This is a genomic window from Ralstonia sp. 110700041-2, assembly GCF_056280165.1.
In genome coordinates this window covers 154,058-170,382 of sequence record NZ_JBSFAI010000016.1, presented here as the reverse complement: position 1 = coordinate 170,382, position 16,325 = coordinate 154,058, and the positions used below count along the sequence as shown (strand labels likewise).

Sequence of the window (16,325 nt, the reverse complement as noted above, 5' to 3'; positions counted from 1 at the left end):
GGCTATCTGTGAATCTCGACTTCTTCATCTGCAGAACTCCCTCTTAACGAGAAAATTCTACTTCTCCCAGCGGTGGATTTCAGGGGGTATTACCAAGCCATTGCGCAGCGGCAACACTCCGGACGCAAGGCGCCTCGCAAGCCGGTATCGGTACACTGCCGTCACGCTTGAGCGCGTCACTTGGGCGCGCTCTCCACAACGACATCAGACGGACCTTGTATGACGCGCTTGGCAACGCTAATCACCACGATTGCGGCAATCGCCGGTATGGCCGGCTGCTCGACGGCCGGATTAGAACAAGCCGGGAAGGCGGGCGAATCCAAGATGATCGAACACACCCCACCCGCCACCACGTGCAAGGCGGCCGCCGCTCCCGACGACGCCCTGATCGGCAAATCCGAACAGGACGCCACAGCCCTGCTCAACGGTTGCCTCTGGCGCGTCAGCGAGCGCGATGGCAAGGCCCTGCCCGGCACCATGGATTACCGCGAAGAACGCCGCAACCTGGGCATCCAGGGCGGCAAGGTCGTCTGGGTGCGGCGCGGTTGAGCGTTGCGAGGCTGAATCGCGGGCGATCGGGACTCGGTAGCACTCGGCAGAATCCACGCCGATCGCGAAACGGTGACCGTGAAGGAACGCATGCGTGCGCGAGCATGGATACCAAGCGCCGCTGGGCGTGCATCTTGGAGAAGAAACGCACGCGTAGCAGCCTGAACGCGCTCGCCAAAAGAAAACGGCCTCCGCGAGGGAGGCCGTTCTCGTGATGCTGGTGCGGCTGCAGGAATGCAACTCATCTTTCATACCCTTGATACACAAGGATTTTCAAGATTCCCAAGCTCTTCCATGCCCCCAAATATGCCCCCAATTTTCGGGAACACTTTGGTTCGATTGCCCCGACTTACCATCCCGCTTCAGCTTGACACCATCAAGGCAGTGCCAGCGGGGCGCAGAGAACTGTGCTCGCAGTTCGGCAACCCATCTGCTTTCCCGTCGATTTGTCGCATCAAACCAGTCCTTCTCATACCGCCTGCGCAGCTCAGCAAGCCAGTTGGGCGGTCTTGCCGCAGCTCATCGCCACTTCGATGAGGCGCAGCTTGGCGATGATTTGTTCGGGGGTAGCCTACGATGCATCGTGGTCGATTTGGCCACACACTGCGATAGTCGCTTAGAGCCCGCAGGCTGCCACTATGGCGCGCTTTATGGTCGTCCTTCCGGCTCCACTCGCATTCTTGAATGCGTCGGCAGCGAAGTCTATGTCTGCCGCTGGCTTGAGAATCCCCTCGAAACGAGATACCGATATGTCGCGATCTTCATTCGCCTTCTTGGCCACGATCTTCAGAACGTCTAACAGCGCCTGTACCCCGACGGTCTTCGTAATGTAAGAGTCTTTGGGAGCATCTCGCCAGAAAATGTTCTCGCACGCCTCCAGATAGTTGCGAGTAAGGATGTAGAGCACTTCATCTTGTCCAGCAAGATATAGATCTCGTAGTACCGAGCGATCAACTCGCCCTTGGCTGAGAACTGCGCGAGGTTTACGACTGCCTTCCAACATAGCCGCAGTGTCGCGCTTCGGGTTACTGCTTATCAGACGGAGAACCCCGTCAACAATTACAGCAGTGGATACTCGCCAGTCCGCCTCTGCCCCCAAAGCCTTGAGCTCTTCGTCCGTCTCCGCAGCTATTACAACACGCCCCTTAAGAGGCGATTCTGAGTCCGTGCCAAGCCTGCGAGTAATGAAAACAGCAAGCTTATCCGGGCTCCACTCCTCCGGATCTTCGTCCTCAAGGTTATAGCCAAACAATTCATATGTCTGACTTTTGTCAACCGCCTTCTGCGTCGAGTTAATTGTGGCAAATAGCTGGGCCTGGAATGGCTTTGGCAAACCAAGGAACACTGAGCAAATCAACTGCATCTTCAGAAGCTCCGGCTTCTTGACCTGCGTGAAACCAAGCAATCGGTGCTGCCCGTCGATGATTGCGGCCAGCTTTTCCTTTGTCGGAATAGTGAGCATCGCGATTCCGTCGACACCGTCAGCAATGCTCCAACGTGGATCAGGCGTCCCCGACGGTGATGTTTCGTCAGGACCAGTCTCAAGCAGACCGTCCTCCTGTCGAAAGTTCGCCGCCAGGATGATTGTGTTCGGAAATGCAGAGTCCGCGCGAGTTATGTATTCTGCTATTTGCTGAAAGCGTTTCTCCTGGAGTGGACGTTGCGTACCTTCAAGAACATAAATGCTACGTTCTGCATCCCACTTGGCGGTTAGCTTGTCGCTGTACGAGACTTGAAGCAAAACTTCGGCGGGAATAACCGCAACGTAATACACCCCAATGGGCTGGACAACTCGAAGAGCCGGCACACTCAACGGAAACGTGACCATGTCGTCCTCCTAGCGTCACTTTGTCTTGTAATCGGAAAGATCGCCTGGCAGCTTCTTTGTCACTGCTCCCCCGGTCGGGGCGTCAGGATCCCTCAGTCCTGGAGACTTAGCGTTGGCTACCCACCAAACCACCAAGGCAGCAATGGACGCGAGTGTCCAGGACCAGACGCCCGCCTGTCCAGAGCCCACGCCAGCGATCGCAAGGGCAGCGCCGACAAAGGCTAGAAACAGAACGAACTGAGCCAATGCGCGTAAGGCTTTGCTTTCCGATTCCTCGATAATTAGCTGCGTGCATGACGTGCCCACGACTGCGAAGAAAAAGGCGATAAGGGATGTGATAAACCCGCCAAGTGGATCGGGCGTTCCTTGTGGTCGAATAAGTTTGAAAAGCTCGACCCATATTCCAATGCCACCAACCCCGACAACGATTGCCAAAAAAAACAAAACAAAAGTTGGAGACTCGAAGGGCTCGACTGCGCGCAGAATCAACTCACGCTTTAAGGCCGTCCAATGCCGAGTCCAATCTCTCGATTCTGTTGTCATGCCCCCCCCGTTATTTTTAGATCTTCTTCCCAATGGCGGCCACCACCTGATCTGGCTTTAGGAGTACCCCATGAGCGCGGCGCAGCGGTTCACCTGGCATCTTCAAAAGCATATCGCCCTGCCCTAGTAGGTTCTCCGCACCGGTCTCGTCCAAAATGATAGTAGACTCCGTGCCCTTCTGAACCGTCAGGGCAATCCGCCCAGGGATGTTGCTTCGAATGAGGCCCGTGAAGGTTTTCGCGTCCGGTCGTTGCGTGGCCAGTATCAGGTGGATGCCAGCGGCTCGGGCCTTCTGCGCCAAGCGAGCAATCAATGGCTCAATGTTCTGATCTTGCATGAGGAGATCAGCCATCTCTTCAATACACACGACGATGTAGGGCAACGCCTGACCCTTGCGACGCGCTTCACCGATGTTGTTGACACCGAGGCGGTTAAACACGCCATAACGCGTGTCCATCTCAACGACCAACTCCTCAAGCATTTCCCGTGCAGCGGTCACCTCTGTCGCGATTTCATTGTGATAGAGGTTCGGCAGCTTGGCGTACGGCCGGAACTCCACTTGCTTCGGGTCGATGAGCGCAAGTTGCAGGGTGTCCAACGTGTGGCGCAGCAGAAGAGACAGAAGCAGCGAGTGCAAGCAAACGCTCTTGCCTGAACCAGTCGTGCCGCCGACCAATAGATGTGTCGCGGCAGTCAGGTCGAAGCTAAGGTCTTCGCCGGTGACAGAAACGCCCGCATAAACCATCAGCTGATTTTGGTCACGCGAGCCGGATTGCGCCCATTCGCGCAGCCGTTCGATGCCGACGGTCTTCCACGTGGCCTTCGAGCGAGGTAGGTCAATGAAGACGGTTTTTGCTTCGTCGCCATTGGCGACGGTCGGCAACGCCTCACCCAGGTTCATGGCTAGGCCCAGCTGCGACATGCTGCGCTTGAGCTTGGCGGAGTCGGCCAAGTTCATCAGAAGCACGCGATAGCGCGTGATGCGGGGGCCATGGATGGCCTCCTTGACTTGAACCTTGATGCCAAGTTCGTCGAGCGCCTTTGCCAGTGTTACCGACGCGTCTTCCGGCGCCTTTTCTCCACCGAGGTTGGCATCGTCGCGCACCTTGGTGGACTTGCAGCTCGAGAACTCGGGCATGTCTGAACGGCGTTCAACCAGAGTCTCAATGAATTTGTCGTAGTTCTCGTCACTCGCCTTCCAGTCTGCCCAAAGTGACAGCGCGCCCCGATGCCAGTGGGCCCGGATTGCTAGACGCAAGCTGTCCATGGAATCGACGACCGGGCCGCCGTGCGCGAGCGACTGTGTCACGATCAACCCGACCCAGGCACCAATGTTCTCGGCAGTGAAAAGAGAGGACGCAGGAATATCTCGCCCCTGCCCATCAATGACCATATCCAACAACCCGCCCATAGCCAGAGAACGACCAATTGCGAGTCGAGCAACCTGCGCCTTGGTCTCGAGTGCCAAGTGCTGCCGGAGCTGGTCGGTGTAGCCGTCGGCCTCTAGGCTTGTTTTGTAGCGGGAGCTCAGTGCCTGTTGGAGGTCTAGGTCGCTCATGCGGCACCCCCAAAATACTTGTTTGGAATTACGGTTGTTCTTCCCATACCGTCACCCACGTCTTCATGCGTAAGAAGGAAAGTGGCGCTGACATGCTTCTTGATGCGCTTGTAGAGATCGACATCGATTTCTTCGTCTTGCGACAGCAAGATGACTTGGCGGGACGTATTACCAATCCAAAAATCGAGGATGTTTTGGCGGTGCTTGCTGTCCAGACGACCCAGCGGCGTGTCGACCACCAAGGGGGCCTTTACCTTCGACACCTCCGCCAGACCAGCGATCAAGGCCGTGGCAAAGATTTGGTTCTCGCCTGCGGATCGGTCGAACGAAATCTCCTTGTTAGTCTTGCTGAGGACGTGTGTCGTGCCATCGCCATCAATGACGATGCGAGAGACTTGCGTCTTGTGAGCCAGTTGCTTATAGACTCGAGTCATCGCGTCGGAAAGGGCTTTGATTTTGAGCGGGAATAGCGCTGGAATGACCTCGTCGACAACCGCGCGCACGCGCTCGGACTTGCTCAGAAGCTGACGAACCGGACTGGTCTCATCGCGGCGCTTCGCTTCCTGCTGGTACCGAGAGCGCGTGTTGTTGACCGTGACTTCCAGACCAATGACCTCGCGGTCGTCATCGCGGATGTGCGCCTCCATGTCGTCGATTTCCTTCGAGACACGGTTCAGGTTTTTCTTCAGATCGGCCAACGTACCGTCGCGGTCGATGCCTTCAACTCGTGAAATCTTGCGATTGAGCTCCTCAATGCGCGCGCTCAGGTCGCGTTGCCGGCCCAAAAGCTCCAGCACCTCTTGCTGACCCACGTCAATAGAGTCGAGGAACGACAGCGCACGCTCACGCAGGCTCTCGTGCAGATAGCCGTGAGTGATTTCGTCGGCACAGTTCGATGGCGGTGGATGGAACAGTGAGGCCCAAGCGGTCTCGATACGGCCCTTGATTGCAGCGACCTGAGCATCAGTCAGGTTCGGCGAGATTTCGGGCGTGCTGGCGCCTAAGAACGCATTCTCAAACTTGGCCCGCTTGGGCTGCAATGCCCGGCACTCGGCGTGCCACTCGGTGAGAGCCACCTCACGCTGCAGCTGAGTCCGGAAATCCTGCAAGAGGCTCTTGGGCATCAGGTGGAAGGGCAGCTTATCGGCCAGGATTCGCTCCAAGGCTTTCTGCACTTCACGCTGCCCGCCACGCAGCTGCTCACGCTCTTCGACCAAGTCCTTGACCGTCGCGATGTCGCCACCACCACCGCCAGCAGCGGTGATACGCTCAAAAAATGAGCTCCGTTCGGCTTTCAGTTCCTCAAGACGCTGCCGGCTCTTCTCCGCATCGGCCTTCAGGGTTTCAAGCTTCACCTCGTCGGCGGTCAGTGCCTCCAGCATGCGGTCGATGTTCTGGTCGTCGACATTGGCAATGCCGGAGCGCTTGGTGGCTTCGAAGCCCTTAAGTCGCTCGGCCAAGTTCCGCAGCAGCATCACGCCCAGCAAACCTTCCAAGCCTTGCTTGACCTGCTCGACGCGATTTTGGTCAGCCAGTTTCTTTACTTCTTCGCCATCGAAAAAGAAAAACGGTGCCACGTGGGCAGGCACGAAACGGTCGTCCAACATGTCGGACAACAGGAAACCAGCTTTACCGTCGGTTTTTGGCAGGCCGGGCACGCCGCGCGTCACTTCGCGGACGACGGTTTCATCTTCGAGCCACGCCCCCGTCGAGGTGCGGAAATACCAGCGGCGCAAAATGTCGATGCCCTTGGTTTTCGTCTTTTGGATGACCACACGCACCGACATGACGTCTTCGCTGGCGCGACGGGCCTCACCATTGAAGGCGCCCTCCAAAAAGGAGGGATAGCCCTTGAATCCATCCGTCTTCAGACCAGCGCGCGCCAAGTGAACGATGGCGTCCTTACCATACAGGCACAAATACAGCGCCTCCAACACAGAGGTTTTGCCATACCCATTGATACCCCCAATTAGAACGATATTCTGCTCGCCTTCTGGCTCGGGGAAATTGAATTCTGCGTGCCGATAACTCTTGAAGTTTGTCAGCTCAATTTTTGAAATCCACAAAGCACGGCCCCCGTTTTTATTCCATACCGCCAAGAATTTCCTCAAAGCGCGCGTTGATACCAGCCGCTCGCTCTTGGTGCTGCCGCTCCCGCTGCAACGCCACCAAGTCCGTAATGACGTGCACTGGAACCTTGTGCTTTGCGCAAACTGCCCGCAAGACTTCGTTCGCCTCCGGGTCGGCCCATAGGGGCAGGTCAGCAACGCCACTGTCTTCGTAGGTGTCAAGCATTTGCCAGTGTCTCCTCTTGCTGCAGGTCCATCGCCCAATACTTGTGAATCAAGTCAAGCTCGTCGTCGGTAATTAGCTGGGCACCGAACTCGGCCTGAACTGCAAGTAGGCGATTCAGGATTTCTTGCCGAGCCTGGATAGTGAAGGGCCCAGGGATGTGTTTGCCCGATACATCGAAGGTCAAGCGCCCGTTGCGCCGAATAGCGCTGCGCTTGGTCCGATCGTTACGAACGGAGACCAGCCAATCACGGAAGGCGATGAGTGGCTTGTAGGCATGCTGGCCAGAGTCCACAAAACCCTGGAGGCTCTTGTCTTTCTCCACGACCGTGCAGGTCCAACAGCCGAACCGGCTGTTCTTTGTGCCGCAACCCGGTGCCTCGTCCTTGCTCAGCACCACAGGGCACTCGCCGCCCTCGGCATCACGGTAAAGCTGGAACAGCTTGGTGTGTGTGCCCCCCCAGGGAGCAGGGAACGAGCCGAGAATTTCCCAGACATCGTCCGTCGTCAGGTCGACAATGGGGCGGAAGACGTAGGCGCCCGTAATGCTCGAGTGCGGGTTAAGGTTTGAGCCACGGTCGTTTTCGTACTTATCCACCGTACGCATACGGCGGACGCTCTCGGTTCGACGCACCCCGAGGACGACCACTGCTGCGCCGTGCTTCGAAACGTTGTCCTTGATGTAGGTGCTCGTCGGTTGGATTTTCAGGCGGTCGGTGCACCAGCGCATTTGCTGGTTCGGGCTCGGATATCCCTTGCCAATGAGCAGGACCCAAAAGGTCTTATCTGGGTCCGGGCGAGTACGGGCCACGGTGATGGGAAGGCTCAAGCTGTCCACGGCAGCTTGAATCTGGCGAGACACGTCGTCCAGATGTGCCATTACCAAGGGGCTTTCAACCATCGTATCGTTCGAGACGATGTGGACGGGGCGGGTGCGCTGGCTGGGCGGGATGGCCTGGAGGGCCTCGAAGACGGCGTGGGCGACGACCGTTGAGTCCTTGCCTCCCGAAAATCCAACAATCCACGGGTAGGATTGCGCCGTCGAGAGGTACTCATCCTTGACGTGCTGGACGATTTCAGACCACCTCTCCTGGATGGGTCGACTGGCTTCTTCTAAACTCACAAAATGTTCCTAAAATGCGTCCAATTACGGCCTGGACGGCAAATAATGCTCCTGGACGCCGCAAAAGACCGTCGGAGGTTGCGCAAGGTTGAACGCCGTGTCTATCTTTTACTGAATAACCTACATTTTACCGGAGCCGCTCGGGTAGCAGCCGAGGGCAAATGCTTTTTCTGAGTGCATCCTCGGATCCGTCGAGCTTTGGGTGCCCGCAATGCGGGCAGGGTGCGTCTCTGGTAGCCGGCTGGGCGAGCCCTGCGGGGGCCAGAGGCGTAACAGATGTTAACGCGCGAGCAGAATTGACCCACTTGGCGGGGTGATTTGCATCGAAATTTGACCCACGTGATTGAATGTCCTGCTCAATCTTTGAGCAGGGGATACAGGGGTGATCACGGTGGGCATGTTGACCAAGATCAGACGGATGTATTTCCGCGAGAAGTTGCCGTTGCGGGAGATCGCACGGCGAACGGGTTTGTCCCAGAACACGGTGCGGGCGTAGCTGCGGGAGCCGGGAGCGACGGAGCCGAAGTGCCCGAAGCGGGTCAGTCCGAGCGTGGTGGACGAATGGACCGGGCAGCTTGAGGAATAGCTGCGCACCGACACCCGTCAGGGCCGACGCGTTGCCAAGGCAAGCCGAACACAAGGCCTGAAGCTGTTCGGGGCACAACGGCGTTGCAATGGCCGTCATGCTGTCCGACCAGATGAAACGCCCTTTGTTCAGTCGCCGCGCCGCCAGCCAGATCCCGATGCTCTCATAGACCAGCACCTTCATGCGCGTAGCCGGCTTGTTGGCAAACGGGTAGACATGGTGCGGTCTCGCCGCTCCAAACACCCACCACCCGTACCAGCACCGTGTCGGTGCCTGCGCGCATGTCGATTTGCTCCACCGCCAGCAATATTAACTCTGCCAGGATCAACGCAACCACCCCTGCAGCCACGTCGCACAATCCGCTGCGGCGGAGCCAGGCCACCGAATGCTAACCATCGCTGCACCGTCTCAGGATTCCAGATTTCTTGGGTCACATATCACTCCCTTGAAGCGGACACGACGTGTCCGCCCGTGTCTCTTAAACAAGGAGTGTTAATGACCATCCCCTGCCCTCGCTGTCAGTCCTCTCGCACTGACACTCTCAACCACGCAACCAAGGTCGGCGGCACGGTGGGTGCCCTCGCCGGTGCTGTAGGCGGCGTCGCTATGACTGTTTCCGGTGCCGAAGCCGGCGCTACGGTCGGCATGCTGGCCGGCCCAGTTGGAGTTGCACTCGGTGGCATTGCTGGCGCCATCCTCGGTGGCCTCATCGGTGGCACGACTGGCTGCGCAGCCGGCGCTGCCCTCGGTGACGCCGTCGATACCCACGTACTCGACAACTTTGTCTGTCTCGACTGCGGTCACACCTTCAGCAACCGCTGACCCGGTCGACGGCACGTTTTCTCTCTCCCCTTCCATCCATCACAGAGCCCGGCTTCCGCCGGGCTTTATGCGTTTGTCTTTCCAAGGAGCATCCATGCATCTCGTCCAAACCATGGCCTATGTTGGTCAAACCCCGTGGCACGGCCTCGGCAATCAGTTGTCACCCCGCCAGCCCGTTGAGGTCTGGGCCAAGCAGGCCGGCATGAACTGGCAGATCGAAGAAACCGAAGTGCGCTTCGTCTCAGGCAGCGCTGGTTCCAGCCTCGGCTCCATTCACGCCTTCCCGGAACAGAAAGTGCTCTATCGCTCGGATACGAAGGCCCCTCTGTCCGTCGTCAGTGCCCGATACAACGTAGTGCAGCCTGCCGAGATCCTGGAGTTCTACCGAGACTTGACGGAAGTCGGTGGCTTCGAGCTGGAAACCGCCGGCGTCCTCAAAGAAGGCCGCAAGTTCTGGGCACTTGCCAAAACCGGCCAGACTGGCCTGCTCAAGGGCAAGGACAAGGTGGATGGCTATCTGCTTCTGGCGACTGCCTGTGACGGGACACTCGCCACCACCGCGCAGTTCACGTCGGTGCGTGTTGTGTGCAACAACACGCTACAAATCGCGCTGGGCGACGGTACCGGCGTGGTCAAGGTTCCGCACCGTTCGCAGTTCGATGCCGCTGCCGTCAAGCGCCAACTGGGTATTGCGGTCTCATCCTGGGACAGCTTCATGGCCCGCACCAAGGCACTCGCCGAGCGCAAGGTCACCGACTCGGCCGCAGAAACCTTCTTCCGGCGAGTACTGACCTATTCGACGACGAATCTGGCTGATCGTGTAGTCGTCAACGAGCGGGCCATCAAGGCGGTGGGAGAACTCTATACCGGCAGCGGTAAAGGGGCGGATCTGCCATCTGCGGCCGGTACGGCGTGGGGCCTGGTCAACAGCATCACGGAGTTTGTCGACCACCATCGCCGCGCACGCAGTGACGATCATCGCCTGGATGCAGCCTGGTTCGGTCAGGGAGCCGCCCTCAAGCAGAAAGCCTGGGATGAGGCGCTCAAGCTGGTCGTCTGATCCTCACTTCTCTTCTCACACAAAGCCCGGTCGAACTTTGGTTCACCGGGCTTTTGTGCTTCTAAGGAGGTACCGCTATGTCCGACGCCTTTCAGACCGTACGCGGTAAGGAACGGGGCCGGCCCGCTCTTCGCCTGGTAGAGACCAAGCAGCTAAGTCGCTCCGATTGGCTATCCGTCCGCAAGACGGGGATCGGTGGGTCGGATGCCGCTGCTGCGGTTGGCTTGAATCCGTACAAGAGTCAACTGGAGTTGTGGCTGGAGAAGACCGGGCGTGATGCCGACCTGCCCAAGCCCGACCCCGGCGACACCAGGGAACCTGTCTACTGGGGGACGCTGCTGGAACCGATCGTGGCCGCTGCCTACACCCAGCAGACGGGCAACCGGGTCCGCAAAGTCAACGCCGTCCTACAGCACCCCACCATCCCGTTCATGCTCGCCAATCTGGACCGGGAGGTCATCGGCGCATCCGACGTGCAGATCCTGGAGTGTAAGACGGCGGGCGAATTCGGAGCCCGCCACTGGCAGGACGGCGTGCCCGAATACGTGCAGCTGCAAGTGCAGCATCAGTTGGCGGTCACCGGCAAGCGTGCTGCAGATGTCGCAGTGCTGCTATGCGGCCAGCAATTGGCCGTACACCGCATCGAGCGGGACGACGATCTGATTGCTCGATTGATCCCGCTTGAGGCGCAGTTCTGGCATTACGTCGAGACTGATAAGCCACCACCGGGAGACGGCTCCGAATCCGCCGACCGGGCGCTGCGCTGCCTCTATCCCAAGGACGGCGGCGGCACGGTGGATTTCTCCGACAACCGTCAATTGTCCGCCGCCTTTGCTGATCTGGTGGCCGTCCGGGCCGAGATCGAAGCCCACCAGCAAGTCGAAGCCAAGCTCAAGCAGACCCTCCAGCAGGCCATGGGCGATGCCTCGCGGGCGCTCTTCGAAACCGGCGAAGTCACCTTCAAGCGCAGCAAAGACGGCTCGACAACTGATCTGGAGCGGCTACGTGCCGACCACCCGGATCTCGTGCAGCAGTACGCCATTCCCAAAACCGGCTCGCGCCGCTTCCTCATTTACCCCTGACTTCAGGAGCCCATTCTCATGCTCAAAGGTCTCGCCATTACCCCGCCCGTCATCGGGCGCATCTCAATTGGCCGCGTAGTCGAGAAGAACGGCAAGCGCCTGCCGGAGAAAGATGATCAATTCACGCTGACCACCCAGGTGCAGAACCGGGATGGGTGGATGCTCCATCCGCTCAACGAGTCGCTACGTAAGGCGACACCGGGCAAGTTGCGCTCGATTCCCGTGCGACTCTTGTTCAACGATCCGGACCTCAACCTCCGTGCTGAGTACTGCCTCTTCGACCGCGAGACCGGACGCCCTGTCTGCGTCGGCAACGGCGAGCGATGCAAGCGGGTCGAGCAGGACGGCATTGCGATCTTGCCCTGCCCTTCACCTGACGGCTGCCAGTTCGGCGGAGCTGGCGGCTGCAAGCCGTATGGCCGGCTGAACGTGATCGTGGGCGACGAGGATGAAATGGGCTCGTTCATCTTCCGCACCACCTCATTCAATTCGATCCGCACGCTGGCCGCGCGACTGCAGTACTTCAGCGCGGTGTCCGGCAACCTGCTGGCCTGCCTGGCACTCGAACTGAAGCTGCGAGGTAAATCCACCACCCAGAGCTATCGGGCCGCGATCTACTACGTGGATTTGGGCGTTCGGGCGGGGGCGACGATGGAAGCCACGATCGCCGAGGCCCGCGAGCTGGACGCACGCCGTAAGGCCAGCGGATTCGATCAGACCGCCCTGGATATCGCCGCCAAGATCGGCTTTGCCAATGGAGCCTTCGAGGACAGCCCTGAGGAGGTGACGGCGGTCGCGGAGGAGTTCTATCCGGAGACCGGTGGCGACAGCCAGGCGTCCGGCGACGCTGGAGCGACTGGCGAGCCCGGACCATCCAGCCTGTGCGACAAGCTGGACCGCAAGGCGGCCTTGCTAGGCGGGACGGCTGCATGATCCGCTTATCCTGCTGGGCACTGTCGATCGGGGCAACCGGCACCGCAATCTGCCTGTCGGTGCTGGCCGGTTGGCAGCGTGGCGGATCGTTGGCCGAGCGGCTGGTGTGGGTGGCGATCAGTGTTGTCTTGGTCGTCAGTGCACACCTGTTGCCTACCCTGGTCCGAGAGTCGCCGTGCCGGGTGCGTACTGTAGCCGGCGTGTTGTGGCTGGCCTGTATGGCAACCGCCTGTTTCGGCCACCTGACGTTCTTCCTGCTGGCCCAGCAGCATGCCGGGGATCTGCGGGCAGCGGCAGTTCCGGTGACCGAGCCTGTGGCCGGACGCAGCCTCACGGTAGTCATGGCTGAGCGGGCCACCGTGACCGCGCAGCTAGCGATAGCGAATGCACGTCGCTGCCCGCATGACTGTTCGGTACTGGAAGCTCGTCGCGTCACCCTGACTGGCAAGCTCGATGCGCTGGAGGCAGAAGCCGGCGAGATTCGGCGTCGGCAAACGGCGGATGACCTGACGGAGGCACGGCGCGACGCTCTGGCAACCGATTCCGTCACGGTACGACTGGCTGCGTTACTGGGCACCACCGTGACTCGCATCGACCTGCTGACAGGCCTTGTCTTCGCTGCGGTACTGGAGAGCGTCGCCTGCCTGCTGTGGGCCGTCACGCTGCGGCCAAGACTTGCGGCACCAACAACCACAGCAGTCCCGGAACCGGTCACGGTCAGTCATCCACCAGTCATGGCGAGTCACGAACCGGGCGGCAACCCGGTCGCGCCACCCAATCCTGACCTGGTTCGGCTCGTACAAGACGTGGGTGCAGGCCGCGTGCGGGTTACCGTCGCCGACATCCGCCGTCACCTTGGCTGCTCGCAGGCCCGAGCCATTGCCCTGCGTCGTCAGCTCGCCGAATTCAACCTGACGGCATAAGCCGGGCTACCGCCCGGCTGCTTTTCTCTCTCTTTCCTACCCGACGTGTCCCATCCGGTTTCTTCGGAGGCCGATGCACGTCCCCATTTCAGGAAACCCACCATGCAACAACCCAATATCGATTACACCAAGCCGCGTTTCGAACTCGGCGTCACCCTGGTTACCCCAGCCGCTCTCGCGGCGCTCGAAGCCGCCAAGCTACCGGAGGTACTGTTATTGGCCCGACACGTCCACGGTGATTGGGGTGAGTTGTCTGAAGACGACCGCCTGCAGAATGAACTGGCGGTGCTATTGGGATTGCGCATCCTGTCGAGCTATCCAATTCCGACAGGCGGCAAAGTCTGGATCATTACCGAGGCGGACCGGTCAGCCACCACGATCCTGCTACCCGACGATTACTGAGGTGCCTGCGGATAGTCAGCGACGACCCAAGCGCCCTGTCAGGCGCTCGACGATCTCGACCACCATGGTCCGGTCGTTATTGCTTAGCTTGGAGAGCAAGCGGGTCATGTAGCTGGCCTGATCGCTGGAGCGATTGCTCACTTCGGTGAGTAAATCTGGCAAATCGCACTGGAAAATGTCAGCCAGTTCCGCCAAGCGGGCCACGGTCGGCATGACCACGCCTCGCTCCATCCGCGATACCGCTTCGTTACCGATACCCAATCGTTCTGCGACCTGCTCCTGGGTGAGGTTGCTTGCAACGCGGTTTCTCGCGATCGCCCGCCCCACCATCTCCGCAAGTCGGTCCATGTCGGTACCCGCCATGCGCCCTCCTTTTCCACCCGAATGGTTGGATACCGTCCGATTGGAATGAAGGGTTTTTAGGGTTGCTATTCAACTTAATTAGTTGAATGACGATATAGTCGGAGGGATGGCGACCTCGAGAGATCTCCAGCGCCACAGGGGACCGAGTCTCGAAGGGGTGGTTATCAACCAATACCTCGCAAATCCGCAAGACGGTCGACGCCGCATCGGAAACACGTTTCCAACAACACCAACAAAGGAAGCTGAAAATTGAAGAAGATCTACGTAAGGGGTGGCAAATTCGTCCTGAGCGCCATGATGGCTGCCGTTCTGGCAGCCTGTGGCGGCGGGGATGGCGGCAGTGCTGCTGGGAGCGGCACTTCGACGGCTCCTGCAGCCAGCCCGCAGAGTCTGACGGGCACCGTCGCAGTCGGCTCGGCACTGTCGAGCGCCAAGGTCGTCGTTGTTGATGCCAAGGGCAAGACGACATCGACCACCAGTGACGCCAATGGCAGCTATACGGTGCAGCTGGCTGGCCTCACCGCACCGCTGCTCATCACCGCCAGCGACCCGAGCGGTATCTCGCTGCCGCTGTATTCGATCGTCGCGAGCACAGCAACCGGCAGCGCCGCACCGGTGGTTGCCAACGTGACGCCGCTGACCACGGCCGTCACCGCGCAACTGACGTCTGATGGCAATCCGGGCGGTCTGGCCTCGTCTGCAGCGCTAGCGGTCGTCACCTCCTCTGCCGTCTCCGCTTCGGTGACGAAGCTCAATGCCGTTTTGTCAGCCATCCTGGCGGCAAAGGGATTGGATGCTGGGTCGTTTGATCCGATCGGTGGTGCTTTCACGCCGAACCAGACGGGTGCGGATGCGGTGATCGATGCCATCACTATCACGCAATCGACCAAGGACAGCGGCCTGCAGCTCTCCAGCGTGGCGGACCCGAACACGGCGATCCAGTTGAACCAAGGCGCGTCGTCCACGGCGACCTTGGCGGTGCCGCCGCAGCCGGCGAACTATCTGGCGACGCTGGTTTCGCAGTTGGGCCAGTGTTTGGCGGGCACGGCCTCAGCTTGTTCGACGGCCATTGATGCTGGCTATCTGAACCAGGGCTTCTCCACCCTCCAGGCGCGTCATCCTGGCCTGACGGCCGCGGGCTCGAAGTTGACGGGTGTGAAGACGGTAACGTTCCTCAAGCCCAATACGCTGCCGAACATCACCGGGAACGCTGCGCTGGTGTATTTCCTCTTCACGGACGCGACGGGGATGGCGAACTTCGCCAGCGACATCGTGCAGCAGCGGTCCGATGGCTCCTGGGACATCATCGGCAATCAGGAGCAGTTCAACCTGTACATCGCTTCGTTCCTGGGCCGCAAGCAGTTCCTCAACGCAGCCGACGCGGGCAACGGGCGTTTCGAGTCGGGGCTGGATATCCGGATTCCGGCCAGCTTCACGGTCGGCACCACGACCACGCTCGTCACGTCCGCCTCGGTGCAAGGTCCCGGTCTTCCGGCCGGCGGCGTCTACATGACGAACATCGATCCGCGGATCAGTCCGCGCCTGACGTTCCCGGCGCCGGCATTGACTGCGCCGTTTGTGACGAATGGCCCCGTCCCCAGACCCGACATCGGCATGTCGACGCAGTACAAGTGGTCGTGGGCGTCGCTGTCGGGAGGCAGCAGTTCCTACACTCCTAGCGGGCTGGCCGAGTACGCCTCGCAGCCGGTGGATGTCTCCGGCGTTGCGCAGTACGGTGTCTACACCGTCACGATGTACGACGCGACCGGAACCGCGATCGGCACGCCGCAGAAGGTGCTCAATGTCGGTCCCAACGTGGCCGCGGCAGCGGGCATTCACGCACCGTGGCAAACGCTGAGCAACGCAACGGTGGCCAGCTATCTGACGGCCGGCACCACGGGACCGGGATGCAATCCCCCCAGCAATTCCGCCACGGTGACGTGGACCAACCCGGTCAACGCACCGGCGTATCCGAACCTATGGGCAGCGTTCGCCTCGTCGTTCCCCAGGTCCGTGGTCAACGGCGTGCCCTCCGCGCTGACATCGGCCCTGGCGATCAACTCGTCCATTCCGACTGCCAACAGCGACGGATCGCTCTCATCGACCATCGCCAATGCACTTGGCGGGCTGACGGCGACCGCCAGTTGCGGTGCGGTCAAGGCTCAGCAGGTGCAACTGGGCTGGCAAGCCGGCGGCCTCTACTACAGCAATGCCTGGCAGTACAACAACTAGCCCATGACACAGAACGGCAACCTGCCCCA

At 59.9% G+C, this 16,325-nt stretch carries 15 protein-coding genes and 1 pseudogene; 8 read left to right on the top strand and 8 right to left on the bottom strand.

From position 1 onward, the window contains the following. The first annotated feature begins 219 nt into the window (after positions 1-219). Positions 220-549: a hypothetical protein gene (locus tag ACUXH0_RS22120; protein WP_012436517.1), complete on the top strand. Its 330-nt coding sequence runs from the start codon at positions 220-222 to the stop codon at positions 547-549. A 616-nt stretch (positions 550-1,165) separates the two neighbouring features. Here the strand turns inward: ACUXH0_RS22120 and ACUXH0_RS22115 are convergent. The 7 genes and pseudogenes from ACUXH0_RS22115 to tnpB form a co-directional block, all read right to left on the bottom strand. After that, positions 1,166-2,377, bottom strand: a complete 1,212-nt coding sequence (locus ACUXH0_RS22115; protein ID WP_182594579.1) for a DGQHR domain-containing protein — start codon at positions 2,375-2,377, stop codon at positions 1,166-1,168. Between the two features lie 15 nt (positions 2,378-2,392). Beyond that, positions 2,393-2,920, bottom strand: a complete 528-nt coding sequence (locus tag ACUXH0_RS22110) for a hypothetical protein (protein WP_182594580.1) — start codon at positions 2,918-2,920, stop codon at positions 2,393-2,395. 16 nt (positions 2,921-2,936) lie between these two features. Then, positions 2,937-4,478: a DNA translocase FtsK gene (locus ACUXH0_RS22105; protein WP_182594581.1), complete on the bottom strand. Its 1,542-nt coding sequence runs from the start codon at positions 4,476-4,478 to the stop codon at positions 2,937-2,939. Beyond that, positions 4,475-6,577, bottom strand: a complete 2,103-nt coding sequence (gene dndD / locus ACUXH0_RS22100; protein ID WP_182594582.1) for a DNA sulfur modification protein DndD — start codon at positions 6,575-6,577, stop codon at positions 4,475-4,477. The genes ACUXH0_RS22105 and dndD overlap by 4 nt, the downstream gene beginning before the upstream one ends. Next, complete coding sequence (locus ACUXH0_RS22095; protein ID WP_182594583.1) at positions 6,561-6,773, bottom strand: DNA modification system-associated small protein; 213 nt, start codon at positions 6,771-6,773, stop codon at positions 6,561-6,563. Before ACUXH0_RS22095 ends, dndD begins: the two co-directional genes overlap by 17 nt. Continuing rightward, complete coding sequence (gene dndC, locus ACUXH0_RS22090; RefSeq protein WP_220660175.1) at positions 6,766-7,893, bottom strand: DNA phosphorothioation system sulfurtransferase DndC; 1,128 nt, start codon at positions 7,891-7,893, stop codon at positions 6,766-6,768. The genes ACUXH0_RS22095 and dndC overlap by 8 nt, the downstream gene beginning before the upstream one ends. Positions 7,894-8,584: 691 nt before the next feature. After that, a pseudogene (gene tnpB, locus ACUXH0_RS22085) lies at positions 8,585-8,662 on the bottom strand (IS66 family insertion sequence element accessory protein TnpB); the annotation flags it as partial. Between the two features lie 423 nt (positions 8,663-9,085). Between tnpB and ACUXH0_RS22080 the strand changes: the two are divergent. The 6 genes from ACUXH0_RS22080 (at position 9,086) to ACUXH0_RS22055 (ending at position 13,701) form a co-directional block, all read left to right on the top strand. Next, on the top strand, positions 9,086-9,301 hold the full coding sequence (locus ACUXH0_RS22080; RefSeq protein WP_259393735.1) for a hypothetical protein: 216 nt from the start codon (positions 9,086-9,088) through the stop codon (positions 9,299-9,301). Positions 9,302-9,395: 94 nt separating this feature from the next. Further along, positions 9,396-10,361 carry a DUF932 domain-containing protein gene (locus tag ACUXH0_RS22075; protein WP_182594586.1) on the top strand — a complete coding sequence of 322 codons (966 nt, stop codon included), beginning with the start codon at positions 9,396-9,398 and terminating at the stop codon, positions 10,359-10,361. A gap of 77 nt (positions 10,362-10,438) precedes the next feature. Beyond that, a complete protein-coding gene (locus tag ACUXH0_RS22070; RefSeq protein WP_182594587.1) occupies positions 10,439-11,443 on the top strand; it encodes a YqaJ viral recombinase family nuclease in 1,005 nt (334 codons plus the stop codon). An 18-nt stretch (positions 11,444-11,461) separates the two neighbouring features. Further along, complete coding sequence (locus tag ACUXH0_RS22065) at positions 11,462-12,376, top strand: recombination directionality factor (protein WP_182594588.1); 915 nt, start codon at positions 11,462-11,464, stop codon at positions 12,374-12,376. Next, on the top strand, positions 12,373-13,299 hold the full coding sequence (locus ACUXH0_RS22060) for a hypothetical protein (protein WP_182594589.1): 927 nt from the start codon (positions 12,373-12,375) through the stop codon (positions 13,297-13,299). Before ACUXH0_RS22065 ends, ACUXH0_RS22060 begins: the two co-directional genes overlap by 4 nt. Positions 13,300-13,401: 102 nt before the next feature. Next, the gene (locus tag ACUXH0_RS22055) at positions 13,402-13,701 is read left to right on the top strand and encodes a hypothetical protein (protein ID WP_182594590.1); all 300 of its coding nucleotides are present in this window, start codon (positions 13,402-13,404) and stop codon (positions 13,699-13,701) included. A gap of 15 nt (positions 13,702-13,716) precedes the next feature. Here ACUXH0_RS22055 and ACUXH0_RS22050 read toward each other — a convergent pair whose 3' ends face one another. After that, positions 13,717-14,064, bottom strand: a complete 348-nt coding sequence (locus ACUXH0_RS22050) for a helix-turn-helix domain-containing protein (protein WP_182594591.1) — start codon at positions 14,062-14,064, stop codon at positions 13,717-13,719. Positions 14,065-14,358: 294 nt separating this feature from the next. On the opposite strand from ACUXH0_RS22050, the gene ACUXH0_RS22045 reads away from it, so the two are divergent. After that, positions 14,359-16,296, top strand: a complete 1,938-nt coding sequence (locus tag ACUXH0_RS22045; RefSeq protein WP_259393737.1) for a cell wall anchor protein — start codon at positions 14,359-14,361, stop codon at positions 16,294-16,296. Positions 16,297-16,325: the final 29 nt, after the last annotated feature.